Origin of the sequence: Brevundimonas variabilis (assembly GCF_014199945.1) — a bacterium.
Taxonomy (GTDB): domain Bacteria; phylum Pseudomonadota; class Alphaproteobacteria; order Caulobacterales; family Caulobacteraceae; genus Brevundimonas; species Brevundimonas variabilis.
Genome location: NZ_JACHOR010000004.1, coordinates 306,312 through 331,231 on the forward strand (window position 1 = coordinate 306,312; position 24,920 = coordinate 331,231).

Genomic DNA, 24,920 nt, shown 5'->3' on the forward strand with positions numbered 1-24,920 from the left:
GGACGGCCTTCGGTGGTGGAGAAGTGCGCGGGGTTGTGGACGGTCCGAAAATCCTGAGGCGGATCAGTTTTCGAGGGTCACGCCGGGCAGGGGTAGCGGCTGCGCAGCCACTGGCGCATGCCGTCCGTGACCGTCATTGACGGCCGTCCCGCATCGGCAATCGCATCCAGCTGGCGAAGGGTCGCCACCGGATCGATCGACAGGCGTTCCGGCGGACACATGGAGGGCGCGCGACCCGCCGACCTTGCGGCGGCCTCTTCGCGCTTGACGGCCGTGAGCCCGCCCTCGAACTCACGCTTCACGCGCCGGAAATCGGACCGCAGAAGGGCTGTTGGATTGCGGGGGATGCGCTCGGCGACCGTGACGAACTCCCGAAGGTTCATGGTCTGGGCCGACGAAGGCACCGGAGTCACGAGGACGGTTCCCACACCGAGAGCGGCGGCCAGTCCGATGGTCTTCAGCATTCCCGTTCTCCCGTTCACCCCACCACAGTGAACGATGATCGGTGGCAGAAAAAGGGCGGCAGACCCGTCCGGATCACGCCGCCCTCCTGATATCAGAAGTTGTAGCTCAGGCGGCCGTAGAAGAAGCGGCCGTTGAAGCCATAGGGCGAGAAGCTGGGGTAGCCGACCGAGCCCGTGGCCCCGTTCAGGGTTGTCGGCGTTGCCGTCGGATACTCGTCGGTCAGGTTGTTCACCCCCACGGCTGCCGTGACGCCGAACGGGAAGGTGTAACGGCCTTCCAGATCGACCAGCAGGGCCTCGCCGGTCTGGTAGTCGAGGATCGGGTTGTTGTTGGGGACCAGAACCGAGTCATAGCTGGTCACCTTGACCGTCGCGGCCAGGGCATCGAGCGTCCAGTCCACGCTGCCGACGATCTTCTGCTCCGGCGTTCCTTCCTCGAAGGTCAGGCGGCTGGAGCGGTCGAACAGGAAGGCGTCAGATGGCGCGATGGCCAGATTGGACGGGACTGGCGGGGTGCGGGTGACTTCGGTCTCGTTGAAGTTTCCAGCCAGGGTGAAGTCGAAGCGACCGAAGTCCTGGGACGTGCGATAGCGGGCCACGAGGTCGATCCCGGACGTCGTGCTGTCGACCCCGTTAAGGAAGAATCGCGCGCCGGCCACGCCGAGCGGAGCCAGCAGGGTCTGGATGGCGGCGGTGGAGGCCGCGCTCTGGCTGGGCCGGGCAACGCCGAGGGTTTCCGAATAGATGATCCGGTCCTGCAGATCGATGCGGTAGGCATCGACCGTCAACTCGAATCCGCCCCGGCGGAAGACGGCACCACCGGAGAAATTGGTCGAGGTCTCGGGCTCCAGCGGCTTGGCACCGAGGGCGATGGCCGTCGGATCGGTGACGCGGAACGATCCGTTCTGCTGGATCACAACCCCCTGTGCCGTCGCCACGAGGTTGGAGGCGACATAGGAGAAGAACTGCTGCTGAAGGGCGGGCGACTTGAAGCCGGTCGAAATCGCGCCGCGCAGGGCAAACGCGGGCGAGAAGTCGTAGCGGGCCGACATCTTGCCGGTCAGGGTGTCGCCGAAATCGGAATAGTCCTCGTACCGGGCCGCGAGGCCGAGCGTGAACTGTTCGGTGAACTTCCCTTCCAGGTCGATGTAGGCGCTGATGTTGTTCCGGTCCTCGTCGGTGACGTTGGAGGGCTGGAAGCCGGGGAAGCCCTGCGAGCCACCCCCGGCGGATGCTGTTCCGGCCGTGCCGCGGGTGTAGGAGGCCAGTTCACCGGCCGAGACGTCGAAGGACTCGGTGCGATATTCGACACCGAGCGCGAGGTTCAGCGGCTCGTACAGGCCCGCCTCGATCGGGCGGACGGCGTCGATGGCGAAGGTGAACTGGTCATAGCCCAGACCGCCGGCATCGAACGAGCGTGGTGAGGCCGCGCCCAGCGAGGCGTTGATCGAGTTCTCGACGCGGTACTCCAGCTCGTTGCGGCCATAGCCCGCCGAGATGTCCCAGTCGAAGCCGGCCGCCGGTCCCTTGATCCCGCCATAGATGTTCGTGTCGTCGATCGAGGTGGCGATGATCGGCAGGAAGCCGTTCGGATAGACCGAGGTGATGTTGTTGGCGTTGTTGAAGGCCCGGGCGGTCGCAGCGGCGCTGGAGTCGCGATGCTGATAGCCGCCGAAGGCATAGGCTTCCCAGCCGCCGCTGAGGGGTTTGCCGGCATTGAACCAGCCCGCATAGGACTCGGTATCCGGATCTCCGAAACGGCCGATGACGGTGGTGGACGATCCGCCATTGACGGCCGTCGGCGCCGCATAGTCGGAGCGGTTGGTGGGCGCGCGGCTCTGGACCTCGGCCGACAGCGTCAGGAAGCCGTCCCCGAACAGCGGCAGGCCGACCCAGCCGGCGGCGGAATACTGTTCGCCGTCGCTGGCGCTGTGGTCGCCGCGGGCCGTGGTGTATTCGGTGTCATAGATGCCATAGTTCAGCGTCAGCCCGCCGCCGCTGGCAGCTTCGCGCAGACGCAGGTTGATCACCCCGGCGATGGCATCGGCGCCGTACTGGGCCGAGGCCCCGTCGCGCAGGACCTCGACCGAGCCGAGGGCGACCGAGGGCACGGTGTTCAGGTCGAAGGCCGTCGAGCCGCGACCGACGTTGCCGTTGACGTTCAGCAGGGCCGCGACGTGGCCGCGCTGGCCATTGATCAGGACCAGGGCCTGGTCGGGGGCGAGGCCGCGCAGGGTGGCCGGGCGGACGTGGTCGGAGCCGTCGGTGATGGCCGGGCGGGGAAAGCTGATCGACGGGGCCGAGGCGGCGAGCGCCGCTGCCAGTTCCGTGCCCGTGCCCTGACGCGTCAGGACCTCGGCGGTGATGACATCGACCGGCGCCAGGGTCTCGAGGCGGCTGCGGCCGACGGTGCGGGTGCCCGTGACGACGATCTCGTCCACGGTCGTGTCCGGTTCATCCTGCGGCGCCGGGGTCTGGGCAAGGGCCGCGGCAGGGAAGGCGAGGACGGCAACGGAGGCGAACCCCAGCAGAAGGGTTCGGGTAGAGACGATGCGCATGTGAGATCCTGACAGCTCGATGACGAGCGATCCGTGCGGTCGCGCAAATTTATTGCCCAGCACCGCATCCTGTCGCCCTTGCGTGCAAGCTGATGTCGCGCACGGGGCAGGTCAAGCACGCGCCTTGCGACGGTCCGCGTCCGTTGCAATTTTGACATAGATGGGGCGGGCAAGAAAAAAGGCGCATTCCCGGGGGAATGCGCCTCGTTTCGACTGTCTCTATCCGGAACGGATAGAAGAAATCAGGCTTCCGAGCCCAGACCGTCTTGCTGGCCTGCGCCGCCGGCGACCATGTCGCGGGCCTGTTCGATCGCCGCTTCGCGGTCCTCGTCATAGGCCGACTTGATGACGTCCTCACCCTTCGCCTGACGTTCGGCTTCGTCGGCCGAGCGGGCGATGTTGATCTTGACCGTGGCAGAGACCTCAGCGTGCAGGCGAACCAGCACTTCGTGGACACCCAGGGTCTTGATCGCGGTGTTGAGCACGACCTGCGAACGCTCGACCTTGCCGCCTTCGGCACGAACGGCCTCGGCAACGTCGCGACCGGCGACCGAACCGTACAGCTGGCCGGTTTCACCCGCCTGACGGATCATGACGTAGGACTGGCCGTCGATCTTGTCGGCGACCTTCTGGGCGTCAGCCTTGTTCCTGTCGTTGCGCTGCTCGATGGCAACGCGGTCGAGTTCGAACTTCTCGAGGTTCTTGGACGTGGCCCGCAGCGCCTTTTCGCGCGGCAGGAGGAAGTTACGGGCGAAGCCGTCCTTGACGGACACGACGTCGCCGATGGCGCCGAGATTCTCGACGCGTTCCAGCAGAACGACCTTCATCTTACTTCACCACATAAGGCAGGAGGGCCAGATAGCGGGCGCGCTTGATGGCCTTGGCCAGTTCGCGCTGCTTGATCTGGGACACGGCAGTGATGCGCGAGGGCACGATCTTGCCGCGTTCGGAGATGTAACGCTGCAGCAGCTTGACGTCCTTGTAGTCGATCTTCGGCGCGCCTTCACCCGTGAACGGGCAGGTCTTGCGGCGGCGATTGAACGGACGGCGGCCACCACCGCCCGAACCGGCAGGGGTGCCGGGGACGTTGGCGGAACGGGGAGCGGTTGTATCGGTCATATGATCTGATCCTTACGCTTCGACGGTTTCGTCGTTGCGGACGGGGCGGTCACGCTCGCGTTCGCGCTCGCGGCGGGCGAGCAGCGGCGACAGTTCCAGATCGAGTTCCTCGACCTTGATGGTCAGCCAGCGCAGGACGTCCTCGTTGATGCCCAGCTGACGCTCGACTTCGGCCATGGCCGCAGGCGGGCAGTCGATGGCCAGCAAGGAATAGTGCGCCTTGCGGTTCTTCTTGACCCGATAGGTCAGGTTGCGCAGACCCCAGTATTCGATCTTGGCGACCGAGCCGCCACCGGCGACGATCAGATCCTTGATGGTGTCGTTCAGCGCTTCGGCCTGCTGCGCGCTGATATCCTGGCGCGACATGACCGTGTGCTCGTAAAGAGCCATGCGTTCGTCTCCCTTGTAGGGCATCGGCGTCGATGCGGCCGGGTAAGCCGCGTCGGCGATGGATCCTGAAGCGGCGGCCGGGATGACTTCCCGAACCCTTTGGCATTCCGCATCAGGACCGAAGCCCTGGAAAGCGGGGGCGTATAGGGGAAAACGGCCGCGGGGGCAAGGATGGCAATGGCAGCGCGTCTGTGGTTAGGCTGCGTCACAACCAAAAGGGGATGCCAGATGTTTCGAATGACGCTTCTGATTGTCGCGATCTGCGGATTGGCGACCCTGCCAGCGCACGCGGCGCATCAGGATAACAGCGCGTCGGCGCAAGGGTCGCGTGAGGTGCTGGTCCGGAAATATCTGGATGCCATCGAGTTCGACAAGATGATGGACGCCTTGACGGCCACGATGGTTCAGCTCCAGACCGCTTCGATCCCGGCGGATTCAGCTGTCAGCCCGGAAATGTCCGACGCCATGGGGGAGGTCACGACAGAGGTGATGCGCGAGCTTCGTCCGGTCATGATGGATCGGTATGTCGCGCTGTACGCCGAAGTCCTGACGACCGACGAACTGTCTGCGCTGGTCCGGTTCTATGAGAGCCCGACAGGCCGGTCGATCACGGGAAAGACTCCGTTACTCACTCAGCGCTCTGGCCCGATTGTCCAGGAACTGATGCCCCGGATGCAGCAGATGATGGTTCAGAGGCTGTGTGGCCGCGTGAAGTGTCCGGAGGGGTTTGCCGAACAACTCCGCTGACAATGGCCGGCGGGGCTTTTGTCACGTCCGGCTGCAGCCCCTCAAGCAACGTCTTGGGGGAGTAGCGCCTAGAAGCTCCGGCGCGCGCTGAGGTAGGCGCTGAGTGTTCCCCGGCTGGCCGAGCGTTCGTCATAGACGGGCCCGGCCCGGTCGCGAGGGCCTCCGAACAGGGTGAACCGGCTCTCGGAATCGCTGGCCAGATTGACCCCGGCGCTGAGGCTAAGCTTCGCATCGGGACGCCAGCTGATGTTGCCGTTGAACGACGGGTCCGTGGAGAAGGTGGACAGGGTGCTGGGCGCAAACGACCGGCCCCGCTGGCCACTGGAGGCGCTGACGCTCCAGCTGATCTTCTGACGGATCAGGTTCTGGCTGAGACCAAGACTCCAGCTCGAGGGCTGTTCACCCGACAGGCGACGTTCGAGGAAGGTTACGGGGTCTTCGGTCTCGGATTTGCGAACCTGAAAGGACGCTGACGCGATCCCGCCCGACATCCCGTACTTGTCCAGGGGCAGACGACCCGTCAGGCGCGCGGTGTCCCGCTGTGCCGTACCGACATTGCGCGTCACGTTGAAGGTCCGGGGTCGTGTCTCCCCGGGCAGGGTTTCAACGACGACGACCTGGCCCAGGATCTCGTCGAGTTCCTCATGGGTCAGTTCCGCGACGAACGACCCCTGGCGATCGAACACCCGTTCATACCGCAGCGAGCCGATCCAGGTCTGGGCCGGACGGATATCGGGATTGCCGCGCCCGAAGATGCCGGTCGAGAAGGCCGCAGACGCCTCGAAGGCTCCGAAGGACAGCTGGTCGACGTTGCGCTCCAGCCTCAGGGCCAGGGAATGGCTCGGGCGCGGGGTCCAGGAGACATTGAGCCGTGGCTTCAGGAAGGCGAGATTGGTCTCGGCGGCGCCGCCCGATCCCCCGGCGGTGATGCGGGACCGCTCATAGCGCATGGCTGCCGTGACGCTGAGATTGGTCCTGGGAGCCCAGACGGCCGAGACGAAGCTTTCGCTGCGCAGTTCCTCCACGCGCGTATCATCGCCGGGCAGCAGCAGAGGGGACTCGTTGAACCGGAAGGCGGTGGCGCTCTCCACGAAATTGAAGGCGACCTCGCTGCCTGTCTCGATATCGATGCCGCCCAGGGGCGTCTTCAGCGATGCGAACTTGACCGCCGCTGACCCGATGCTTTCGCCGCTGGTCTCGTCATTGACGGACTGGGACGTGAAGTCCGGCGTGTCGTATTCGCCGACGCTGTCGGTCCAGATCTGCTGCTGCGACCCCAGCAGCTCCAGCGTCATCCCGCGCGGAAGGTTGCGGGTCCAGCGGGCACCGACTTCCCCCTTGGTCTGGTTGAAGTCGCTAAGATTGCGTTCCTGCCCGGTCGGGAACAGCAGCAGGTCGTCGCCGTCGTATCCACTGTAACTGTACTCGACCAGACCGTTCAGTCGCACACGGCCCCCGCCCAGCGGGCCTTCATAGACCGTCGTGGCCTCTGCGCCGCTGTAGTCGAAGATGCCCTCGCTCCGGCCGAGCAGCAGCAACTGACCATCCGGCGTCCGGCGTTCGCGAAAGCCGTTGTCCTCGCCCGAACCGCCATAGGTGCTGAAGGCCCCCTCGATCGAACGCCCGTTGGCTTGTCGCTGCGCCTGCAGGCTGAAGTTCGGGCTCAGGCGGCCATCGGTATTGGCCTGGAGTGTCCCGCCGACCGACCCGGTCACGCCGCTGTCCGGCCTGCGGATGACGTTGGCCACGACCGCCTTGCCGGCCATGTCGATCCCTCCGGCACCGGCCCGGACGATCTCGATCCGCTCGACCTGGGAGGCCGGGATGCGCGACAGGATAGACTGCAACGAATCGCTGCGGACGGGGGGCCGCTCGCCGTCGATCAGGATGTTGCCGACCGTGCCCGCAAACCCGCGCCCGGACGTGCCTCCGTCGAACTGGAAGCCCGGGATGCGGCCGATCATGTCCAGTGCCGTGATGGACCGGAACTCGGTGAAGAAGCTGGCGGGATAGGGGGTGATATTGGGGTCGGCTTCGGTCACCGAAGCGGTCCCGGGCGCTTGCGCCTGCGCGGGCATCACCAGTGGGAAGAGGGTCCCGGAGGCTAGCGTCAGCACCAGCACGCTTGCTCGAACCATGATCATCACTACCCCCCGCAACATCACTGAAAACCGAGGGTTGAATGAGATTGTGGCGGATCGTGGGCTCCGTGCCGCTGTTCCAGGAGCGCTTGAGCCGGGCGGCCGCTTGGCCTAACCCTCGCGACAAATCCGTCGCAATAATCTGAGGCCACCCATGACCCTTGCACTCCTCTTTCCCGGCCAGGGCAGTCAGTCGGTCGGCATGGGCGCGAGCCTGGCCGATGCCTTTGCGCCTGCGCGCGAGGTGTTTGCCGAGGTCGACGAGGCGCTGGGCCAGGATCTGTCGGGGCTGATGCGCAACGGACCCGAGGACCAGCTGACCCTGACCGAGAACGCCCAGCCGGCGCTGATGGCGGTGTCGATGGCCGCCATGCGGGTGCTGAAGGTCGAGTTCGGGTTCGATGTCTCGGCCGCAGCCTATGTCGCCGGGCATTCGCTGGGCGAATATTCGGCCCTGTGTGCGGCGGGGGCGATCTCGCTGGCCGATACGGCGCGGCTGCTGAAGCTGCGCGGGCAGGCGATGCAGCGCGCGGTCCCGGTCGGCAAGGGCGCCATGGCCTCGCTGATCGGGCCGAAGACCGACCTTGCGCTGGCCGAGGCTGCGGCGGCAGCAGGCTCCGAAGTCGGAGTCTGTGTCGTGGCCAATGACAACAACAACGGCAACATCGTCATCTCCGGCGAGAAGGCTGCCGTCGACCGGGCGATCGAGAAGGCCAAGGAACTGGGCGCGCGGGCGATCCCGCTGAACGTCTCGGCCCCCTTCCACTGCCCGTTGATGCAGGCGGCCGCCGACGAGATGGCGACCGCTCTCGCCGCCGCGACGATCGTGGCACCGGTGGTGCCGGTGGTCGCCAATGTGACGGCGCGGGCCGAGCGGGATGCCGAGGTCGTGCGCGGGCTGCTGGTCGATCAGGTCACGGGCCGGGTGCGCTGGCGCGAGAGTATGGAGTGGATGGCGGGCGAGGGGGCCGTAACCCGCTTCGCCGAGATCGGCTCGGGCAAGGTCCTGACCGGCATGGCCAAGCGGATCGCGCCGGATGCCGAGGCGGTGGCGCTCAACACGCCCGAAGACCTGGAAGCGTTCGCGAAGGGGCTTTAGGCCCCGGCGTCCAGGGCCAGTGCCTCGCGGATGTCCCCATCCACGTCGATCGCCTGATTGAATCGCTGGAGCATGACGGTGACCGCGGTGCCGGCCGAGGGGTCGAGCCAGGCCACCGTGCCCGCCGCGCCGCTCCAGCCGTACTCGCCCGTTGTCCGATCCACAGAGCCCGCGAAGCCGTGACCCTGGCCTTCGGCCTCGGGCACGGCCGTCGGCAGGATGTCGGTGCGGATCAGACGGGCGGTCTCCGGCTTCATGACCGTCACCCGCCCGGCGCGACCTCCGTCGAGGATGGTGGTCAGAAAGGCGAGATAGTCCTGGGTCGAGGACACCAGCCCCGCCCCGCCCGCAAACAGGGTGACCGGCCGGGCATAGTCACTGTTCCTGGGATCGTCGCGGGCGACGCGACCGCCGTCCTTGTAGTCGTAGAGCGCCGAGAAGCGTGCGCTGTCGCCCGGGCGCAACTGCCAGATCGTGTCATCCATGCCGATGGGATCGAACAGGCGGCGCTGGACGAAGTCGGGGAAGGCCATTCCCGACGCGCGCTGGATCACCAAACCCATGACATCGAGGCTGAGCGAATAGGCATAGGCCGTGCCCGGATCGGCCACGAGCGGGATCTCGCCCAGACGCCGTGCCATCTCGTCGAGATCGCGGACTTTGGGCCCGTCGAGAGGATCAGTGCTCAGATTGTAGCCGGTGACCGGAAAGATGCCGGCACGGCGATAGGCGGCGGCGACGGGCTGATCGCCGTAGAAATGGTAGATGAAGCCTGCCGTGTGGGTCAGCAGATGGCGCACGGTCATGACCGTCGTCGGCGCGCGGGCGTCGAGACTGCGCAGGGGGCTGGTGGCGACCTGGACCCTGGCGAGCTCCGGCACGAAGTCAGCCACGGGCGTGTCCAGCGTGAGCCGTCCGTCCTCGATCAACAGGGCTGTCGCTGCGCCGGTGATTGGCTTGGTCATGGAATAGATGCGGAACAGGCTGTTGCGATCCACGGGGCGAGAGGCCGGATCGTGGTCGAGCCTGCCGGCCTGCAGCCAGGCATTCGTGCCGTCGGCATTGCGCAGCCCAACCGTGGCCCCCGGGACCTTGCCGGCTGCGACCCAGCCGTCGAGCACGGCCTGGGTCGCCGGGAAACGGGCGGCGTCACTCCGCGCGGATGGGCGGGTGGTGGCGCAGGCGGCGGTCAGGGCCCCGGCCCCGAGGATCAGACCGCGACGGGTCGGGCGGATCAAAGTCTCGGTCATGATGCCTCCGGTGAGAGGTGGGACGGTGATCGAGAAAATGGAGGATGTCACGTCAGATTCCGTCTCTCCCCAGGGGCCAGGGGCGCGAAAGGGCTTTGACTTTCCTTCTCCCCTTGCGGGAGAAGGTGGCAGGCGAAGCCTGACGGATGAGGGGACAAACTGCTCTTTCCGGACGGGGAGACAGCAGGGAGACGAAACATGTTCAATCTCAGTGGCAAGACCGCGCTCGTGACCGGTGCGACCGGCGGCATCGGCGGGGCGATTGCGCGGGCGCTGCATGCCCAGGGGGCGACGGTCGTACTGTCGGGGACGCGCGAGGCGGTGTTGCAGGAACTGGCAGGCACCCTGGGCGAGCGGGCCTTCGTTGCGGCGGCCAATCTATCGGATGCGGCGTCGGTGGACGGGCTGGTCGCGCGGGCCGAGGAGGCCGCAGGGGCCGGTCTGGACATCCTGGTGGCCAATGCCGGGATCACCAAGGACGGCTTGCTGATGCGGATGAAGGACGAGGATTTCGAGAGCGTCCTGAAGGTCAATCTCGAGGGCTATTTCCGGCTGACCCGTGCGGCCATGAAGGGGATGATGAAGCGCCGGACCGGGCGGATCATCGGCATCACCTCGGTGGTCGGGGTGACCGGCAATCCCGGCCAGACCAACTATGCGGCGTCCAAGGCCGGTATGATCGGCTTTTCCAAATCGCTGGCTCAGGAGGTCGGGTCGCGCGGGATCACGGTCAACTGTATCGCGCCCGGCTTCATCGCCAGCCCGATGACGGATGTGCTGAACGACCAGCAGCGCGAGGGAATCCTGGGGCGCATCCCGGCCGGGCGGCTGGGCACCGGCGAGGAAATCGCGGCGGCTGCGGTTTATCTGTCGTCGGACGAGGCGGCCTATGTGACCGGTCAGACGCTGCATGTGAACGGCGGGATGGCGATGGTCTGACGCGGTCGCTAGACTGGCAGGCTTGAGGAGTAACGCCATGGCCGATTTCGAACATGTCTTTGCGGAGCCGCCCGAAGGTGCGGCCGCCGACTGGACCATCAGCCAGAACTGGCGGGCCTATACCCAGGTCGAGCACGCGACCTGGGACACCCTGTATGCGCGGCAGATGGAGATCCTGCCGGGCCGGGCGGCCGACGCCTTCATGAAGGGGCTGCAGGCACTGCGGCTTGATACCGGCGGCATTCCCGATTTCGCCCTGATGAACGCCAAGCTGCAGGCCCTGACCGGATGGACGGTGGTCTGCGTGCCGGGTCTGGTGCCCGATGACGTCTTCTTCGATCACCTGGCCAACCGTCGGTTCCCGTCGGGCCAGTTCATCCGCAAGCCGGACCAGCTGGACTATCTGCAGGAGCCGGACATCTTCCACGACGTTTTCGGCCATGTGCCGATGCTGACGGACCCGGATTTTGCCGACTATATGCAGGCCTATGGCAAGGGCGGGCAGCGGGCACAGAGCCTGGGCATGCTCAGGAACCTGGCGCGGCTGTACTGGTACACCGTCGAGTTCGGCCTGATGGATCAGGGCGATGGTCTGCGGATCTATGGCGCCGGGATCGTGTCGTCCGCGACCGAGAGCGTGTTCGCGGTCGAGGATCCGTCGCCCAACCGGATCGCCTTCGATCTGGAGCGGATCATGCGCACCGATTACCGGATCGATGACTTCCAGCAGGTCTATTTCGTGATCCCGTCGATCGAGGCGCTGAACGATGCCACGCTCGAGGACTTCGGACCGATCTACGACCGGCTGAAGGGGGCCACAGACATCGCGATCGAGGCGGTGCTGCCCTATGACAAGGTCATCACGCGCGGGACCCAGGCCTATGCCGCGCGCGGCGGGAGGTTTGCAGCATGAAACGGATCTTCTTCATCCTTGCAGGGTCGGCGCTGGCCCTGGCGGCTGCGGGCTGCACCGACAGCGAACGCGCGCGAAAGGCGGCCACCTTTGGGGATCAGCCGGCCGACATCGCGTGCTGGACCTATGGCACCGAGACCTTCCGCGGGCGCTCGACCGGCAAGGTCGAATATGACGAGGGTGGTCGGATCTCGTTTGTCGATGCTTCGAACGGGCGCCTGACCACAGTCGACGGCGAGTGCCGCGTCACCTATCTGGGCGACGATCCGGAAGTGCCTGAAGCGCCGTTGGCCCCCGTTGCTCCGGTCGCGCCGGTTGCACCGGCCGCCCCCGTGGCTGTCGAATAGGGACCGCGTTCCTCAGGTCATGAACCCGAGGTCGCGGGTCGGGAAGTTCTTCAGGTTGGGGAAGATCGTGTCCAGCCCGCTCTCGCTGGCCCCCAGCCACCGGCCCATGGTCGCCGCATACTGGTCGACAGACGTGGTCGGCACCAGGGCATTGCCCGCCATGTCGGGGTTGCGGAAGGTTCCAAGGTCGACGCCGAGGGTGGGGTACTGGCCGTAGATGTCACCACCCTTGACCGAACCGCCCATCACGAAATGGTGGCCGCCCCAGGCATGGTCTGTCCCATCGCCATTGGTCGTGAAGGTGCGCGAGAAGTCGGATGCTGTGAACGTCGTCACGTTCTGGCGCATGTTCAGCCCGCCGACATTGCCCATGACGGTGTCGAAATAGGCCATGGCGTGGGCGACCCGGGCCAGATTTGCGCCCTGGGCCGCGTTCTGGACATCGTGGCTGTCCCACCCGCCGATGCTGACGAAGAACACCTGGCGTTTCAGCCCCAGCGAACTGGATACCGCGATCATGCGGGCCACGGTCGCGAGCTGGTTTGCCAGGCTGTTGCCTTCCGTTGCCCCGTTGACCGGGTTCACGAACGGCGTGGGAGCCGGTACGGCTGCCGCTGCCGCCGTGCCGAACAGGACGTTCAGGTTGCTGGAAGCCGCAATCGAGCGGTTGACGACCGTGCCGTAGTCCGCCGCGAACAGGCTGTCTGAGGTCTGGTCCTGAATGGTGTCACGGACCCGCGACGGTGCCACACTCGAACCAAAGAGGGTGCTGCCTGTGCCGTTGATCACGACGGCCGGCTGGGCGCCCGTGGTGACCTGGTACTGGATCACGTTCTGACCGGACAGGAAGACGGCGTTCCCGGCGGTGGATATGGCCGTGAACAGGCTGTTGGTCCCGTTCATCCCTGTGATCAGATCTCCCAGACGGCCGCCCCAGCCAACGCTGGCACCTTCTGAAGCACCTGCCTGCCAGGTGGACTGCTGGTCGTTGTGAGAGAACAGGTTGGCTGGAAACGCCGCGGTGCGTCCCTGGAACTGGGCCTTGGTGATGGGCCGGACCAGCGTGCCCACGTTGGCGACGACACTCAGGCGACCGGCATCAAACAGGGTCTTCAGCGGGCCGAGTGAGGGATGCAGGCCAAAGGTCCGGGTCGTCGCATTGGTCCCCGCCGGGATTGGTTGGGGCGTACGGGGTACGATCGGCAGGATGCCGCCAAGATGCTCGGGCGACCCGTTGAGCGCCGTACGACCTGTGTAGGACGACACCGCTCCGACCGGGATCGGCGCCGTGCCCGGAGGCAGAAGGGCGATCGGGCTGCTGCCGGTGTTTCGCGCCGCATAATAGCGCCCGTAGGAGTCGGCATCGGTGGCCAGAACCATGTTGTGGCTGTCGTTGCCACCGAACATGAAGATGCAGACGAGCGCCCGGTAATCGGGAGCACTCTGGCCTGCGGCCGAGCCGGCGGCCGCCAGTTGCGCCGCAAATGGCGCGGCAGCGCCGAGCACGGTCAGGCCACCCCCGATGGACAGAAGGCGGCGGCGATGGATGGGTCCGGTCATGTGCTTGTCCTCACCGCTGAACCAGGTATTCGGGGGAGATCATGGTCAGGTAGATCGCAATTCTCGTGCGGTTGAGCCGTGCGGTGGTTATCTGCGCCGCCGAGGCCGTCCCGCCGGGGATCGGCACGCTGTTGACGCTTTCGATGATCCGCTGGCGAAGTCTGCCGGACATCTGGCCGTACAGCAGGATGGCATTCATCCGGTCAGCAAGCGCATTGGCATCGTGGGCAATGGCGACCTCCTGGGCATAGGTGGACCGGACATCCGTTCCTGTGCCGATCCCGTTGCCAATGGCCCCCACCATCGTGTTGGCATAGCCAGCGACGGACACTTCATCGACGATCTGGAATTCCGGAGCCGTCAGGTTGGCCGCTCCGAGCCGTGTATTCGGGGGCACATAACCGGGCCGGTAGAAGTTGAAGACGGACGGTGCCGTGAGGGGGGCCTGACCCAGCGAGACATTGGAACGGGTCGAGCCGATGAGATAGTTGCCGCTGACGGATGTCGCACCAAAGGCTCGCATCCAGTTCGTCAGCCGGATCATCGGCTCGCGAACCTTGCCGGAGCCCGGGTCCGTGCCGATCGTGGAGGCTTCGCGATCCAGCAGGATGGCCCGGACCACGGCGGCCAGATCGCCCCTTACGCCCTGTCCATTGTTGTTGAACACAGCGGCGACCCGTCCGACATAGGCCGGGCTCGGGTTGGAGGTCACCAGCCGCTGGATCAGACGCCGCGCCAGGAACGGTCCGGTGTTCGGGTGATTGAACAACGTGTCAAGGGCCTCGTTCAACTCGGCGCGGGCATCGGTCGATCCTGCCGCGATGGACTTGCCGAGGAACGTCTTCGCGCTTGTGGAATGGTACTGGCCGTAGGGGATCATGGACCGGACCGCGGACTCAGGGTCACGGTTACGGCCCAGGAAGGTGTTGTTCGACGGGGTCGGATGGTACCAGCTGAAACCGGTGAAGACCTTGGCCAGTTCCGTGATGTCGGTCGAGGTATAGCTGGGGATCGCTGCACCGTTGGCATCGCGTCGCACGGTGCCGTCAGGGTTCAACTGCTCAACCCCGATCGACATCAACTGCATGACCTCGCGGGCATAGTTTTCGTCCGGGCTTCGCCCGGTGGCCGGATCTTCCTTCTGATTGGCCATGTGGGTCAGATAGACCCCCATCATGGGATGCAGCGACACCTGTTCGAGCAGGGTCCGGTAGTTGCCGAAGGCGTTGTTGCCCAGCATGTCATAGTAGGACGCTGCCCCCCTGACTTCGACGACGGGGTCCGCAAAGGAGATGACGAAGATTTCCGACAGCGCCAGTTTCATCCGTTCCCGCAGCTGGGCGGGGCTGGTGGCGGCGTAGAGCCAGAAGCTTTCGTAGAACTGCGTCGCGTCCAGGGCTGCGTCCGGGTTGCTGAGCTTTATCTGCGCAATCCGGTTGTCGACATAGGCCAGATGGGAAGGCGAGGGGGTCGCCATCTGCTGGTCGATCCAGCCGCGATAGCCCAGGGCCTGGACCTGCTGCACGGAGGCATCGGTCGGGCCGAACGTGGCCTGGGTCAGGAAACGCGCCGCATTCTGTTTGGTCGAGGAGGCTTCGATCAAGGGCGAGCCACTGGTCGATTGACCATTAGCGCCCGCTTGATCGTTAATGTTGCCACAGGCGGAGACGCCGAGAACGAGCATCGTCAAACAGATGCCGCGCGCGCGCTTCAACAGGAACTGCCCCATGAACCCTCCAACTGCCGTGCTCGCTATGAATGACAGCAAAAACTAAGTCGTCGAGGTCTATAAACGCTTAAAATGAAGTTATTCATTTTCGCTAGTCGTGTCGGTTAACAGAACTACAGTCGTCCAAGGAACAGTAGAACAGCCGATAGTTGAAAGAGTCGCGCTTTCGGCTGCTCGGCTTTTGCCGACATGACGGCTTTCTGCGGGTGCATCGTCGGTTCAACGCAAACGCCGTTACACGCGCTGACGGATGGCTCCGGGCTGTCGAATCCCGGCTGCAGGCGATGCCCGCGGGCGGCGATGTCCCAGTCAGCAAGGCGTTTCAGCGGGGAAAGGCGTGCGTTGTGCTGCCACAAGAAGGCGCGGCACCGAGGCCGGTACCGCGCGTCTGGAGGACAGAAAGGGTTGCCGATCACCCCATCGGCAACAACTGCTGAATGCAAGGCGCGGGCAAAGGGCTCCGCGGCTCGACCGGCATGTTCGAGGACGGTCAGAACCCCATTGAGGTGCCGCTCTGGTAGGCGGAAGGATGCGTCACTCTGCTCTGAAGGATGGCCCCCGCCTGGAGGGCACCCGCGTCAGTTCATGAAGCCGAGGTCCCGCCGTGGGAAGTTTTTCAGGTTCGGGAAGATCGTGTCGAGGCCGCTCTCGCTGACCCCCAGCCAGCGACCCATGGTGGCCGCATACTGTTCCACAGCCGTGGTCGGCACGAGCGCGCGCCCGGCCATGTCGGGGTTGCGGAAGGTCCCGCGATCGGTGCCGAGCGTTGGATACTGGCCGAAGATGTCGCCGCCCTTCACGGCCCCGCCCATCACGAAATGATGCCCGCCCCACGCATGGTCCGTTCCATCGGCATTGGTCGTGAAGGTGCGCGAGAAGTCTGACGCCGTGAAGGCTGTGACGTTCCTGCGCATGTTCAGGCCTCCGACATTGCCCATGGCGCTGTCGAAATAGGACATGGCTCCGGCGAGCGTGGCCAGAAGGACCGCCTGGTCCGGGCTCTGGGTGTCATGGAAATCCCACCCGCCGATCTGGACGAAAAAGACCTGACGCTTCAGCCCCAGCGAACTGGCCACGGCGATCATCCTGGCCACGGTGTAGAGCTGGTCCGAGAGGGCATTGGGTGCCGACTGACCCGTCACCGGGTTCACGAGCGGTGGCGGCACGGCGATCGCCCTTGCCGCGGCCGATCCGAACAGGGTGTTCAGGCTGTTCGCCGCAGCCATCGAGCGGTTCACGACCGTGCCATAGTCCGCCGCGAACAGGCTGGCGGACGTCTGGTCCTGGGCGATGTCCCGCAGGCGTGCCGGACTTAAATCGCTGCCGGTCGGAAGACTAGTGGATCCGTTGATCTTCAGGGCTGGCTGGGCACCAGGCGAGACCTGGAACTGGATCACATTGTTGCCAGACAGGTAGACGGCATTCCCGGCCACCGACATGGCGGTGAACACGGTATTGGCCCCGTTCATCCCGGTGATCATGTCGCCCAGCCGACCGCCCCATCCTACGGTCGCACCTTCCGAGGCCCCGGCCTGCCAGGTCGATGACTGGTCATTGTGCGAAAAGAGGTTCGCAGGAAAGGGGACGGTCCCGGCCTGATACTCGGCCTTGGTGATGGGTTTTATGAGGGTCCCGACATTGGCCACCACCCCGAGGCGACCGGCGTCGAAAAGGGTCTTCAACGGTCCCAGCACGGGATGGAGGCCGAAGGTCCGAACGGTCGCGCTTGTGCCGGCCGGGATCGGCTGGGGCGTGCGGGGCACGATCGGCAGGATGCCCCCAAGGTGCTCGGGCGATCCGGCCTTCGCCACGCGGCGCGTGATGGGGGACGTGGCCCCGATGGCGAGCGGGGGCGTGCCTGGCGGCAGGAGCGCGATGGGGTCTGTGCCCGTGTTTCGTGCTGCGAAATAGCGGTCGTAGGAGTCCGTGTCGGTTGCCAGGACGGTATTGTTGCTGTCGTTTCCTCCGTTCAGATAGATGCAGACGAGGGCGCGATAGTCCGCTGCGGTCTGTCCCGCAGCCGACCCGGCGGCCGCCAGCTGGGCCGCAAAGGGTGCCGCAGCCCCGAGGAAGGTCAGACCGCCGCCGATGGACAGCAGGCGGCGACGATGGATGGGTCCGGTCATCGAATTGTTCCTAACGTTGAACCAGATAGTCTGGTGAGAGCATGGTCAGGTTGACCGCCGTCCGCACGCGGGTCAGGCGGGCGTAGGCGGCCTCTTCGGCCCCGTTGGGGATCGGCACGGCGTTGACCCCTTCGATAATTCTCCGGCGCAGGGATGCAGGCATCTGGCCGTACATGAGGATCGCGTTCATCCGGTCGGCCAAGGCGTCGGCGTCATGGGCGATGGCGATTTCCCTGGCATAGTTGCCCCGGACCTCGCTGTCCGTGCCGATCCCGTCCCAGATGGCCCCCCCGATGGTGTTGGCGTAGCCGGCGATCGACACCTCGTTCACCGTCTGGAACTCGGGGGCTGTGAGCCGGGCCCTGCTGGCCCGGGTATTTGGCGGGACATAGCCCGGGCGATAGAAGTTGAAGACGGAGGGAGCCGTGAGGGGGGCCTGACCCAGCGATCCGAAGTACCGCGTCGATCCCACCAGATAGTAGCCGCTCCTGGACGTTGCATTGAACGCCCGCATCCAGTTCGCCAGTCGGATGATCGGCTCCCGCAGCTTGCCGGAGCCGGGTGCCGTCCCGACTTTCGTCGCCTCCGGATCCAGCAGAATGGCGCGCATGACCGCGCCGAGATCGCCCCGCACCCCCTGGCCATTGTTGTTGAAGACGGTGGCAACGCGCCCGACATAGGCCGGACTGGGGTTCGAGGTGACGAACCGCTGGATCAGGCGATGGGCCATGAAGGGGCCCACGTTGGGATGGTTGTAGATGATGTCCAGCGCGGCCTTCAACTCGGCCCTGGCATCGTTTGATCCGGCCGGGATCGTCTTGCCGAGGAAGGTCTTGGCCGAGGTCGAATGGAAGCTGTTGTAGGCGATCATCGGGCGCACCTGCGCCTGCGGGTCCCGGTTCTCGCCAAGGAAGGTTTCGTTGGTCGGGCTTGGTGAATACCAGGCGAACCCGGTGAACACCTTGGCAAGGTTCGAGACGTCCGACGTTGTATAGGTCGGTATCGGGACGCCGTTATTGAGCTTTGGCGTCCCGTCGATGTTCAGTTCCACGACACCGATCGACATCAGCTGCAGGATTTCACGGGCGAAATTCTCGTCAGGCGTCCTGCCGGTGACGGGGTCTTCCTTCTGATTGGACATGTGGGTCAGATAGACGCCCATGATCGGATGCAGGGCCACGTCTTCCAGCAGCGTCCTGTAGTTGCCGAACGCGTTCTTTCCGAGCATGTCGTAATAGGACGACGCACTCCGGATATCGAACCTGACGTCGTTGATCGAGACGACAAAGATCTGCGAGAGCGCGAACTTCATCCGCTCGCGAAGTTGTGCCTGGCTCGTCGCCGCGTTGAACCAGAAGCTGTTGTGGAAATGGGGCGCTCCCAGCTGGGCGTTCGGATTGGTCAGCTTCATCTGTGCAAGCTGATTGTCGACATAGGTCAGATGTGACGGCGATTGCGTCACAAGTTGCTGGTCGATCCAGCCGCTGTAGCCGAGCGCCTGAACCTGCAGTACGCTCGCGTCCGTCGGTCCGAAGGTCGCCTGGGTGAGGAAGCGCGCGGCGTTCTGCTTGGTCGAGCTGGCTTCCATGCGAGGTGTGGTGCTGTCGGGCTGGCTGCCGGCTTCCGCAGCACCCCCGCCATCGCGGCAACCGGACACGGCCAACATCAGCGCCATGGCCCAGATGCAACTGGTGCTCCTTGGATCGATCTTTTGCATATGCCCCCCGATTGCCGCTGTGCTTATAAATGACAGCGATTTTCGAGTCGTCGAGGTGGATACGACCTTAACGGGAAGTTAGTAATGGGTATCAATAGTTGACTGAAAACAGTTCAGAGTATCAGGTCGATGATTTTTCGTTGAAATCATCACGGATTGTGCCAGGCGACTGTTTCCAGATTTCTGCAAAGGTCAGAACGGCGGAAAAATACTTCGACCGGATTAGGTGGCCATGCTTTTTATCAATGTTGAGGTGTCGCTGCGCCGACCTTTGGAAGAAAATCCCGAGCGCGAGCCGACTGCACGCGTCAAGCGTGATGCGGCAGGGCATCGATCGATCGTCTTCACGACCGATCGGTATGGGCGGCCAGAGCCTCTAGACCGGTGCGGCTGCCGCGATCCTGCCGCGTGCGAGGAACAGCATCAGGGCAGCAATCGTCGCGGCCAGACCCATCATGATCGAGACCGTTGGCAGTGACCAACCGGCCTGGAACAGGAAACCTGCGATTACGGGTGCAAGCGCCGCCCCGCCCCGGCCCAGGCCGATGATGAATCCGGTTGCCGTGGCGCGAAGCTGGGTCGGGAAGGACTGGGCGACGATGGCGTAGAGCCCCACAATCGGCGCGTTGGTGAAGAAGCCGGCGACCGCTGCTGCAATGGAAATATGCTCCAGCGTTTCCCATCCCTGGCCGAAGACGATCACGGCGGCAGTGGAGGCCAGCATGGCGCCGATCGTCAGCGCCGTGATCCTGGCTTTCAGGGTCAGCAGGCCAAGCGTGAGTGCCCCGATCGATCCGCCGATGCTGGCCCAGACCAGGACCCCGGCCGCAGTCGGGGGAGCGAAGCCCATGTCGACGACGATCTTCGGGATCCATTTGATGATGTAGTAGAAGGTGATGATGTGCATGAAGTAGGCGAGCGCCAGCAGGATCGCGAGCGCAGCAAACTGTTTCGAAAAGAGCAGCGAGAGGCCGGCCTTTGGCTTGATTGCCGGCACCTCGGGCAGCGCGTCGATGGCCGCATGGCCCATCTTGTTCAGTGTCTTGTTGATGCGTTCGAGGGCTCCGGGGGAGCGCTTGTGCATTTCGAAGGCAATGGATTCCGGGGCCAGCCACAGCACCAGCGGAAGGAAGGCTGCCGTGGCCATGCCACCGAGTATGAACACCGCGGGCCAGTCGTAGACCTTGAGCAGTTCGCCTGAAATCAGCCCGCCTATGACCGATCCAATCGGGAGGCCGGCCGACATCAGCACGACACAGAGCGCGCGACGTTTTGCGTTGGCAGCCTCCGCCACGGCAGCGTTGATCGACGCCAGCATGCCGCCGATGCCGAGCCCCGTGATCAGGCGACAGAAACAGAGGGTGGTGATGTCGGTCGCGGCCGCCGCGGCGAACATGCCCCCCGACATCACCACCAGACAGCCGATAATCGTTTTCCTTCGCCCGATCGCATCAGCGACATTGCCGAGGAACAAAGCCCCGAACGCCATCCCGACCAGTTCCATCGAGAGCACGATGCCGAGCGCGGCACGATCGATCCCCCAGGCGGCAGCGATGCCGGGCGACGCATAGCTGATGGACAGGACGTCAAATCCGTCGAGCGCATTGAGGCCGATCATCAGGAATACGGCGGTCCACTGGAACCGCGACATGTTCGCCTTGTCGACAATCTCGCGAGGGTCCATCAGCCTTGAACTCCATGGGCGATCGCCAGGGCGTCGCTCGATGAATATGCAGTGATCAGACGATAGACCATCAGTCGCTGAAGACCACGGTCTTGGTGCCGTTCAGCAGGACGCGGTCCTGAACATGGAATGCCACGGCGCGGGCCAGGACCCGCCGTTCGATGTCGCGGCCCTTGCGGATAAGATCATCGGCACGGTCGGCATGGGTGATCGTCTCCACATCCTGCGCGATGATGGGGCCCTCATCCAGATCGGCCGTCACATAGTGGGCTGTCGCGCCGATCATCTTCACCCCGCGTGTATGGGCCTGATGATAGGGCTTGGCACCCTTGAACCCCGGCAGGAAGCTGTGATGGATGTTGATGCAGCGCCCTGAAAGATAGGCGGCCATGTCGTCGGACAGGACCTGCATGTAGCGGGCCAGCACAACCAGTTCCGCCCGGCTGTCCTCCACGATCTGCTTGATGGCAGCTTCCTGCTGGGACTTGGTCTCGCGGGTTACGGGCAGATAGTGGAAGGGAACATCGCCGATCAGCGAGATATTCATCACGTCGCGAGGGTGGTTTGACACAATGCCAACGACCTCGATCGGCAGTTCTCCGGTGCGGTTGCGGTAGAGCAGATCGCCAAGACAATGATCGAACTTCGACACCAGCAGAAGCACACGGCGACGTTCGGCTGTGTTCCTCAGGCTCCAGGTCATGGCGCTGTCAGCCGCCATCCGGGCGAACGCGTCGCGAAGGGCTTCCAACCCCTCCGCACCCTTATCGTGTTCGAACATGACGCGCATGAAGAACAGTCCGGAATCGCGGTCATTGAACTGCCCGGCTTCGAGGATGTTTGCGCCATTCTCGAAAAGGAAGCTTGCAATGCCTGCAACGAGCCCCGGTCGGTCGGCGCACGACAGGGTTAGAACGCAAATTTCGGACATGTCGGGCGGCACCTCAGATATCGGGTTCAGGCGGCCTTGCGAGCGTTGAAGTCGCTGACCCACTCGGCGGTTTTGGCGATACCGCCAAACGGATAGAAATGCAGGCTGAGCGGACCGTGTCGCTCTGGATCCACGCGGCGTGCCAGGTCCTCGATCAGTCGGTCCGGTCCGGCCGTACCCATCAACTGTGTCAGGGACAGCCCGTAACGGCTCATGACCTTTGCCGAGGCGCCCACGCCACAGCGTGCCGCGAACCGCAGCAGGGTCTTCACGCCTGCCGGACCCGGGACACCGATGCGGATGAGAGCGTCGATGCCGGACTCGCGGACCTGTTCAACCCAGTCGACGATCGGCCTTGCGTCGAAACCGAACTGGGTGAGGATCGTCATGGAGATGCCGAGATCGGCAAGGGCATCCCGCTTGTCGCGCATGGCTTGCCACAGGGCAGGCGATCCGATCTCCGGATGGCCCTCGGGATATCCCGATACGCCGACGCTCTCGAGACCCAGGTCGTTGAGCATGCCGGAGCGGATCAGGGACAGGGCGTCTTCATACGGACCTTCAGGAACCGGGGGATCGCCGGCGACGACAAACAGTCGGCGGATGGACGCTTTTGCCACCAGACCTTCGAGAAAGCCGCGCAGTTCTGCCTCAGAGGCAATTCTTCTGGCCGAGATGTGGGGAGCCGGATCAAAGCCGAGCGCCCGGACTCGCTCTGCCGCCTTGAGGCGCGCTTCGAATGTCTCGCCCGGCAGGAAGGCGATGGCGATGCGCGTGCCGGGTGGAATGATGCCGGCCGCCTCTTCAAGGGCGACAACGTCCTTGGCGGTCATCTCCAGGGAGAAGGACTCCAGAAGTGAGCCCGCGCTCTCGGGAGCGACTGCTTGTCCCTGCGTTACGTCCAACACGTCAGCCTCCTCGACGATCGCTCTGGACGATCGTGACAACAGCCTCTAGCGAGCCTTTATATATTCGTATAGACGAAGTCTTCGGATATGTGAAGCGGAGGGGAAATGTCGGTTACGCGCGCCGCGCCTCTCCTTCTTTTGCCGGGTTTGATTTGCGACGCGCAGATATGGCCCCGCTCGGTGTTCGCGCTCGGCTGTCCGGTCCTGGCGCCTGATGGCTACGATGGCGCAATCAGTCTTCCCGAAATGGCGAGCCTTGTGTTGCATCAGGCACCCGCCAGGTTCTCGCTCCTTGGCCATTCGATGGGCGCACGGGTTGCGCTGGAAATCATTCGGCGTGAGCCCGAAAGGGTCGACCGTCTCGCATTGGTCAGTACCGGCGTGCACATGCCGCGCGACGGCGAGGCCGCAAGCCGCCATGCCCTGTTTGACCTTGGCCGACGCGAAGGTGCCGAAGCGCTCGTGGATCGCTGGCTGCCGCCCATGGTGGCACCGTCGCGTCGAGCGGACCACGCGCTCCTGTCACCGCTCACGGCCATGTGCGTTGGAATGGGGGTCGAGACCTTCGGCAGGCAGATCACGGCTCTGATCGAACGGCCAGAAGTCGAAAGCCTCCTGCCGGGTATCGCCTGCCCGACACTGGTTCTCGTCGGCTCCGAAGATCAATGGAGCCCGCCGGAACAGCATCGCTTGATTGCGGCGTCGATTCCGGGCGCTGTGCTCAGAATCGTCGAGGGCAGTGGTCACATGCTGCCGGCAGAAGCCCCGGAAGACTTTCTCGCCGCTGTTTCCGGGTGGCTGGCAATGCCAGCCACTGACATCCAGAACGCCCAAATCACCCGCTAAACAACTAGCGTGATAACAACAGGAGAAACGCCATGACGAAACAAAGTTTGCAAAATGTCTTGAACGGAGTGGACAACATCCCTCAGTTCCTGCGCAACCAGCAGGCCGGCCCGAATGCCTATCCAGGCGTTCCAGCCGAGTACAGCAACTGGCGCGACGAGCAGATGGCCTGGCAGCAGACCTGTGTGCTGTTCAACCAGAGCTACCACATGGTCGATCTCCTGGTGGAAGGGCCCGACGCCTTTGCCATGCTCAACAGCATTGGCATCAACAGCTTCAAGGGGTTCGTACCCGACCGAGCCAAGCAGTTCGTTCCGGTCAGCCATGATGGCTTCGTCATCGGTGACGTGATCCTGTTCTATCTTGCAGAAAACACTTTCAACATGGTGGGCCGCGCCCCGACCATCGAATGGGTCGAGTTCCATGCCGCGACCGGCGGCTGGGACGTGCGTGTTGCCCGTGACGAGCGCACAGCTGTCCGTCCCGATCCACAGAACCGCAAGTCCTACCGGTACCAGGTGCAGGGACCCCACGCGATGAAGCTGATGGAAAAGGCGCTAGGCGCGACGCCGCCCGATCTCAAATTCTTCCACATGACGACGCTGAAAATCGGCGGTCGGGATGTTCGTGCGCTGCGTCACGGCATGGCGGGACAGCCAGGTTTCGAACTGTTCGGCCCCTGGGAAGAACGCGATGAGGTGCATGCCGCGCTGGTCGCCGCCGGCGCCGACTTTGGCCTCAAGCTGGTCGGAGGCAGGACCTACTCGTCCAACACGCTCGAGTCGGGCTGGATCCCGTCGCCCCTTCCGGCGGTCTACACGGGTGAGGGCATGCGCCCCTACCGCGAGTGGCTGCCGTCATCGAGTTATGAGGGCAAGGCGTCGCTGGGCGGCAGCTTCTATTCGGATAACATCGAAGACTATTACCTGACGCCCTGGGACCTTGGTTACGGTCCTTTCGTCAAGTTCGATCACGACTTCATCGGCAAGGAGGCTCTGGAGAAGAAGCAGGCCGGGCCCCATCGCAAGAAGGTCACGCTTGCCCTGGACAGCGAAGACGTGATCCGGGTCATGAGCTCCCAGTTCCAGAAGGGCGACCGGGCCAAATTCTTCGAGTTCCCTTCTGCGGTCTATACGATGCACCAGTTCGATCGGGTGCTTGGCGCGGGTGGAAAGGATGTCGGTCTGTCCACCTGGGTCGGCTACAGTGCCAACGAAGGCCGCGGCCTGACGCTGGCAATGCTCGACGAAGAGCACGCCAAGCCCGGGACCCAGGTGACCTTGTTGTGGGGTGAGGAAGACGGTGGATCTTCCAAGCCGACGGTCGAGCGTCACATCCAGACCGAGATCCGCGCCACGGTCAGTCCAGCGCCCTACTCGGAAGTCGCGCGCGACGCTTATGCCGACAGCTGGCGTACCCGCCAGTTCGGCTGACTGGAAACGGCGCCGTCGG

The 24,920-nt window shown here is 64.4% G+C and carries 21 protein-coding genes; 7 read left to right on the top strand and 14 right to left on the bottom strand.

Annotated features, from left to right (window positions below; all coding sequences use genetic code 11):
- Positions 1-77: 77 nt before the first annotated feature.
- The 5 genes from GGR13_RS12860 to rpsF form a co-directional block, all read right to left on the bottom strand.
- Entirely contained in the window at positions 78-464 is a 387-nt protein-coding gene (locus GGR13_RS12860; protein WP_183213942.1) for a hypothetical protein, read from the bottom strand.
- Positions 465-556: 92 nt separating this feature from the next.
- The gene (locus tag GGR13_RS12865; protein WP_183213943.1) at positions 557-3,022 is read right to left on the bottom strand and encodes a TonB-dependent receptor plug domain-containing protein; all 2,466 of its coding nucleotides are present in this window, start codon (positions 3,020-3,022) and stop codon (positions 557-559) included.
- 242 nt (positions 3,023-3,264) lie between these two features.
- Positions 3,265-3,849: a 50S ribosomal protein L9 gene (gene rplI / locus GGR13_RS12870; protein ID WP_183213944.1), complete on the bottom strand. Its 585-nt coding sequence runs from the start codon at positions 3,847-3,849 to the stop codon at positions 3,265-3,267.
- A 1-nt stretch (position 3,850) separates the two neighbouring features.
- The gene (rpsR, locus tag GGR13_RS12875) at positions 3,851-4,141 is read right to left on the bottom strand and encodes a 30S ribosomal protein S18 (protein WP_183213945.1); all 291 of its coding nucleotides are present in this window, start codon (positions 4,139-4,141) and stop codon (positions 3,851-3,853) included.
- Positions 4,142-4,153: 12 nt separating this feature from the next.
- On the bottom strand, positions 4,154-4,531 hold the full coding sequence (gene rpsF, locus GGR13_RS12880; RefSeq protein ID WP_183213946.1) for a 30S ribosomal protein S6: 378 nt from the start codon (positions 4,529-4,531) through the stop codon (positions 4,154-4,156).
- A 237-nt stretch (positions 4,532-4,768) separates the two neighbouring features.
- On the opposite strand from rpsF, the gene GGR13_RS12885 reads away from it, so the two are divergent.
- Positions 4,769-5,278, top strand: a complete 510-nt coding sequence (locus GGR13_RS12885; RefSeq protein ID WP_183213947.1) for a DUF2059 domain-containing protein — start codon at positions 4,769-4,771, stop codon at positions 5,276-5,278.
- A gap of 68 nt (positions 5,279-5,346) precedes the next feature.
- Here the strand turns inward: GGR13_RS12885 and GGR13_RS12890 are convergent, their stop codons facing one another.
- On the bottom strand, positions 5,347-7,422 hold the full coding sequence (locus GGR13_RS12890) for a TonB-dependent receptor plug domain-containing protein (protein ID WP_183213948.1): 2,076 nt from the start codon (positions 7,420-7,422) through the stop codon (positions 5,347-5,349).
- A gap of 151 nt (positions 7,423-7,573) precedes the next feature.
- On the opposite strand from GGR13_RS12890, the gene fabD reads away from it, so the two are divergent.
- Positions 7,574-8,518: an ACP S-malonyltransferase gene (fabD, locus tag GGR13_RS12895; protein WP_183213949.1), complete on the top strand. Its 945-nt coding sequence runs from the start codon at positions 7,574-7,576 to the stop codon at positions 8,516-8,518.
- On the opposite strand, the gene GGR13_RS12900 is transcribed toward fabD, so the two are convergent.
- Entirely contained in the window at positions 8,515-9,768 is a 1,254-nt protein-coding gene (locus tag GGR13_RS12900; protein ID WP_183213950.1) for a serine hydrolase domain-containing protein, read from the bottom strand. The genes fabD and GGR13_RS12900 overlap by 4 nt on opposite strands.
- 198 nt (positions 9,769-9,966) lie before the next feature.
- Here GGR13_RS12900 and fabG point away from each other — a divergent pair, with 198 nt between their 5' ends.
- The 3 genes from fabG to GGR13_RS12915 are packed head-to-tail and all read left to right on the top strand — an operon-like array spanning position 9,967 to position 11,967.
- Positions 9,967-10,707: a 3-oxoacyl-[acyl-carrier-protein] reductase gene (gene fabG / locus GGR13_RS12905; protein ID WP_183213951.1), complete on the top strand. Its 741-nt coding sequence runs from the start codon at positions 9,967-9,969 to the stop codon at positions 10,705-10,707.
- 37 nt (positions 10,708-10,744) lie between these two features.
- Positions 10,745-11,620, top strand: coding sequence for a phenylalanine 4-monooxygenase (gene phhA, locus GGR13_RS12910; protein WP_183213952.1), 876 nt, complete (start codon positions 10,745-10,747; stop codon positions 11,618-11,620).
- Positions 11,617-11,967, top strand: a complete 351-nt coding sequence (locus GGR13_RS12915; protein ID WP_246347839.1) for a hypothetical protein — start codon at positions 11,617-11,619, stop codon at positions 11,965-11,967. Before phhA ends, GGR13_RS12915 begins: the two co-directional genes overlap by 4 nt.
- A gap of 12 nt (positions 11,968-11,979) precedes the next feature.
- On the opposite strand, the gene GGR13_RS12920 is transcribed toward GGR13_RS12915, so the two are convergent.
- The 7 genes from GGR13_RS12920 to GGR13_RS12950 form a co-directional block, all read right to left on the bottom strand.
- Positions 11,980-13,527: a DUF1501 domain-containing protein gene (locus tag GGR13_RS12920; RefSeq protein ID WP_183213953.1), complete on the bottom strand. Its 1,548-nt coding sequence runs from the start codon at positions 13,525-13,527 to the stop codon at positions 11,980-11,982.
- Positions 13,528-13,537: 10 nt separating this feature from the next.
- Positions 13,538-15,256 carry a DUF1800 domain-containing protein gene (locus GGR13_RS12925; RefSeq protein ID WP_183213954.1) on the bottom strand — a complete coding sequence of 573 codons (1,719 nt, stop codon included), beginning with the start codon at positions 15,254-15,256 and terminating at the stop codon, positions 13,538-13,540.
- A gap of 578 nt (positions 15,257-15,834) precedes the next feature.
- Positions 15,835-17,382 (bottom strand): DUF1501 domain-containing protein, encoded by a 1,548-nt coding sequence (locus GGR13_RS12930; RefSeq protein ID WP_183213955.1) that lies wholly within the window; start codon positions 17,380-17,382, stop codon positions 15,835-15,837.
- 10 nt (positions 17,383-17,392) lie between these two features.
- Complete coding sequence (locus tag GGR13_RS12935; RefSeq protein WP_183213956.1) at positions 17,393-19,099, bottom strand: DUF1800 domain-containing protein; 1,707 nt, start codon at positions 19,097-19,099, stop codon at positions 17,393-17,395.
- 376 nt (positions 19,100-19,475) lie between these two features.
- Positions 19,476-20,783, bottom strand: coding sequence for an MFS transporter (locus GGR13_RS12940; RefSeq protein ID WP_183213957.1), 1,308 nt, complete (start codon positions 20,781-20,783; stop codon positions 19,476-19,478).
- 70 nt (positions 20,784-20,853) lie between these two features.
- Entirely contained in the window at positions 20,854-21,714 is an 861-nt protein-coding gene (gene purU / locus GGR13_RS12945; RefSeq protein WP_183213958.1) for a formyltetrahydrofolate deformylase, read from the bottom strand.
- Positions 21,715-21,740: 26 nt separating this feature from the next.
- Positions 21,741-22,622 (bottom strand): methylenetetrahydrofolate reductase, encoded by an 882-nt coding sequence (locus GGR13_RS12950; RefSeq protein WP_343060398.1) that lies wholly within the window; start codon positions 22,620-22,622, stop codon positions 21,741-21,743.
- A 105-nt stretch (positions 22,623-22,727) separates the two neighbouring features.
- On the opposite strand from GGR13_RS12950, the gene GGR13_RS12955 reads away from it, so the two are divergent.
- Together GGR13_RS12955 and desA are read left to right on the top strand one after the other, a co-directional pair.
- Entirely contained in the window at positions 22,728-23,468 is a 741-nt protein-coding gene (locus tag GGR13_RS12955; RefSeq protein ID WP_183213959.1) for an alpha/beta fold hydrolase, read from the top strand.
- Between the two features lie 32 nt (positions 23,469-23,500).
- Positions 23,501-24,901: a syringate O-demethylase gene (desA, locus tag GGR13_RS12960; protein ID WP_183213960.1), complete on the top strand. Its 1,401-nt coding sequence runs from the start codon at positions 23,501-23,503 to the stop codon at positions 24,899-24,901.
- Positions 24,902-24,920 lie beyond the last annotated feature (19 nt).

Bases quoted from the DNA above. Each gene is read 5' to 3' on its own strand.
- rpsF (WP_183213946.1), bottom strand. From the start codon at position 4,531: ATGGCTCTTTACGAGCACACGGTCATGTCGCGCCAGGATATCAGCGCG.
- GGR13_RS12930 (WP_183213955.1), bottom strand. From the start codon at position 17,382: ATGACCGGACCCATCCATCGTCGCCGCCTGCTGTCCATCGGCGGCGGT.
- GGR13_RS12890 (WP_183213948.1), bottom strand. From the start codon at position 7,422: ATGATCATGGTTCGAGCAAGCGTGCTGGTGCTGACGCTAGCCTCCGGG.
- fabG (WP_183213951.1), top strand. From the start codon at position 9,967: ATGTTCAATCTCAGTGGCAAGACCGCGCTCGTGACCGGTGCGACCGGC.
- GGR13_RS12940 (WP_183213957.1), bottom strand. From the start codon at position 20,783: ATGGACCCTCGCGAGATTGTCGACAAGGCGAACATGTCGCGGTTCCAG.
- GGR13_RS12955 (WP_183213959.1), top strand. From the start codon at position 22,728: ATGTCGGTTACGCGCGCCGCGCCTCTCCTTCTTTTGCCGGGTTTGATT.
- GGR13_RS12925 (WP_183213954.1), bottom strand. From the start codon at position 15,256: ATGGGGCAGTTCCTGTTGAAGCGCGCGCGCGGCATCTGTTTGACGATG.
- fabD (WP_183213949.1), top strand. From the start codon at position 7,574: ATGACCCTTGCACTCCTCTTTCCCGGCCAGGGCAGTCAGTCGGTCGGC.
- purU (WP_183213958.1), bottom strand. From the start codon at position 21,714: ATGTCCGAAATTTGCGTTCTAACCCTGTCGTGCGCCGACCGACCGGGG.
- GGR13_RS12900 (WP_183213950.1), bottom strand. From the start codon at position 9,768: ATGACCGAGACTTTGATCCGCCCGACCCGTCGCGGTCTGATCCTCGGG.
- phhA (WP_183213952.1), top strand. From the start codon at position 10,745: ATGGCCGATTTCGAACATGTCTTTGCGGAGCCGCCCGAAGGTGCGGCC.
- GGR13_RS12920 (WP_183213953.1), bottom strand. From the start codon at position 13,527: ATGACCGGACCCATCCATCGCCGCCGCCTTCTGTCCATCGGGGGTGGC.
- rpsR (WP_183213945.1), bottom strand. From the start codon at position 4,141: ATGACCGATACAACCGCTCCCCGTTCCGCCAACGTCCCCGGCACCCCT.
- GGR13_RS12865 (WP_183213943.1), bottom strand. From the start codon at position 3,022: ATGCGCATCGTCTCTACCCGAACCCTTCTGCTGGGGTTCGCCTCCGTT.
- GGR13_RS12935 (WP_183213956.1), bottom strand. From the start codon at position 19,099: ATGCAAAAGATCGATCCAAGGAGCACCAGTTGCATCTGGGCCATGGCG.
- desA (WP_183213960.1), top strand. From the start codon at position 23,501: ATGACGAAACAAAGTTTGCAAAATGTCTTGAACGGAGTGGACAACATC.
- GGR13_RS12885 (WP_183213947.1), top strand. From the start codon at position 4,769: ATGACGCTTCTGATTGTCGCGATCTGCGGATTGGCGACCCTGCCAGCG.
- GGR13_RS12915 (WP_246347839.1), top strand. From the start codon at position 11,617: ATGAAACGGATCTTCTTCATCCTTGCAGGGTCGGCGCTGGCCCTGGCG.
- GGR13_RS12860 (WP_183213942.1), bottom strand. From the start codon at position 464: ATGCTGAAGACCATCGGACTGGCCGCCGCTCTCGGTGTGGGAACCGTC.
- rplI (WP_183213944.1), bottom strand. From the start codon at position 3,849: ATGAAGGTCGTTCTGCTGGAACGCGTCGAGAATCTCGGCGCCATCGGC.